The following is a 1,229-nucleotide window of genomic DNA, read 5'->3' as shown; positions in this document are numbered from 1 at the left end:
AAGAAGAGAAGGGGCCACGAATGCACTAACTCCTTTATCCTAGTATACGTAAGCGTCTCCCTCATCTGTAGTTCCGTTTATTAGGGAGTTTATGTGAAGAAAGTGATAAAACATGTAGGAGGACTATACAATAAGCTTAGAGGTCAATAATAAGGGTAAAAAAAGACTTTAAGAGGAAAGTAGATCCTAGTTCGAAATATACTAAAGCGTGAAATGTGATAAATCTAGAAGGATATATTAAAACGAACCCATTTATTTCTCTTATATTAAACCCTTTGAAATGACTTAATTAGATGAGATTGGAAACTTTACGTACGGAAATTCGCGTCAAGCCTTAATCTAAGAGGGTTACTGGATGTTTTTATGTTACCTTTACCTAATTTTAAGGCATGAAAATTGCGATAGTTGGTGCAGGACCTGCTGGACTTTTTCTAGGAAAGACCTTGCGTGAGGATGTAGTCATATATGAAAGGGAGAAAAAGTTAGGCATGAAACCATGTAGCTGGGTAGTCTTAAGCTCTATAGAGAACTTCGTTGAGATTAAGGCATCTGAGATCTTATTTAAGATTAAGGGATATAGAATTTTCTTGGATAATAAGCTAATCCATGAAATTTACTCCGATCAACCTTTCGCTTATATTATAGATAAAGTAGAATTTTTAGAAAGATTAGCGGAAGGCCAGGAAATAATGAAAGAATTTGGGAAAATTCATGGAAAACATGTAAATGATAAGGAGTATGACGTTGTTGTTGATGCAAGAGGATATCAATCGTTGAGTGGGGGGACTGTTCAAGCAATTCAATATGATACTTCATATAAGGCTGAAGAGGAAGTCTTAAACTCCTATTTTTACTCTGACTTCATTGGTTATGGCTGGGTTTTTCCAGGACCTCAAGGATCTAGAATTGGTATAGGTGGAGACGCGCCATTTCAGGTATTAAATGAGAGATTAAACTATCTGTTGAAAGGAGAAAAACTCAGCTATGGAGTAGCTAGAATATCTATAGGAGGAATTAGGGAAGGAAGTTATGTTGGAGAAGCAGGTGGCGCAGTTTTTCCAATTACTGGAGAGGGAATAAGGCCGTCAATTATGCACGCATATCTCATGTCTAAAGTAATTAAGGGAGAAAGTCCTAACATAATCAAATCTTCTATTCTTAATAAGATAATTAATGCACATCTAGACTTTATCAATAAGGCAAAAAACACTGAACATCCAGGTAGTAAA

At 35.9% G+C, this 1,229-nt stretch carries 1 protein-coding gene; it reads left to right on the top strand.

Features of this window, described 5'->3' with window-relative positions:
* Nucleotides 1-389: 389 nt before the first annotated feature.
* Nucleotides 390-1,229 (top strand): NAD(P)/FAD-dependent oxidoreductase (locus CM19_RS04495; RefSeq protein WP_048099268.1); only part of this gene is annotated, 840 nt, incomplete at its 3' end.

Source organism: Candidatus Acidianus copahuensis (assembly GCF_000632495.1).
GTDB classification, from domain to species: domain Archaea; phylum Thermoproteota; class Thermoprotei_A; order Sulfolobales; family Sulfolobaceae; genus Acidianus; species Acidianus copahuensis.
This window is presented reverse-complemented; position numbering and strand designations above follow the sequence as displayed.